Genomic DNA, 1,018 nt, shown 5'->3' with positions numbered 1-1,018 from the left:
GCGCGCAGGCGCCGATCGATCCGACGCCGACCGGCGCGATCAGCGCGCCGCCGCTTTCGGCCGGGGACGCTTTCGCCGCGATCGAGAGCCTCGCCGCGCAGGGCGAGGCGAGCGCGCAATATGAGATCGGCGCGCGGCTTATCGAAGGGCGTGGCGTCGCGCGCGACGCCAAGGCGGCGGCGCAATGGTTCGAAAAATCCGCCGGGCAGGGCGTCGCGCCGGCGCAATATCGCATCGGCTCGATGTATGAGAAGGGCGTCGGCGTCGAGCGCGATTATGCGCGCGCCCGCAAATGGTACCGGCTCGCGGCCGAGGCCGGAAACGCCCGCGCCATGCATAATCTCGCGGTGCTGCTCGCCGAAGGCGGCGAAGACAAGCCCGATTACGCCGGCGCCGCCGAATGGTTTCGCAAGGCCGCCGAATTTGGCGTGCGCGACAGCCAGTTCAATCTCGCGATCCTCTACGCGCGCGGGCTTGGCGTAAGCCAGGATCTCAAACAGGCCTATGTCTGGCTCTCCGCCGCAGCGGATCAGGGCGACGAGGACGCCGCCAAGAAGCGCGACGAGATCGGCGCGCGGCTCGATTCGAAAGAGCTTGCCGCCGCCAGGGCGCTTGCCGGCGCTTTCCGTCCCCGGGAGCCGTCGCGCGAAGCCAATGAGGCGCCGACGCTCAAGAGCGGCGGCGAGACGATCAGGGAGCCCGCCTTCGTCAAGCCGGCGCCAAAACCTGGATCGAAGCCCAAATTCTCGCAGCTCTGAAGACGAGAGGCGGCGTTAACGCTTCGTCTACATGATCGCTCTTATTCTCGCAGTCTCGCGGCCGCCGACGCGTATCGGCGCGCGCGAGCGGCTTGTCACTGGGAGAGAGAGATGCGCAATAAAATCGCGATGCTTGCGGGGGTTCTCGCGATCGGCGCCCTGACGCTCGCGCCGACCGCGCCGGCGCAGGCCGATTCCGCCGGTCCCGCCATCGCCGCCGGCATCGGCGGCTTCGCGCTTGGCGCGATCACGGGCGGCGC

1 protein-coding gene is annotated in these 1,018 nt (G+C 68.9%); it reads left to right on the top strand.

Translation table 11 applies throughout. The features are described from left to right. Positions 1–758: tetratricopeptide repeat protein (locus V3H18_RS16560; RefSeq protein WP_332083183.1), on the top strand; the 758-nt coding region annotated here is incomplete at its 5' end. Positions 759–1,018: the final 260 nt, after the last annotated feature.

Origin of the sequence: Methylocystis borbori, assembly GCF_036576025.1 — a bacterium.
Taxonomy (GTDB): Bacteria; Pseudomonadota; Alphaproteobacteria; order Rhizobiales; family Beijerinckiaceae; genus Methylocystis; species Methylocystis borbori.
This window is presented reverse-complemented; position numbering and strand designations above follow the sequence as displayed.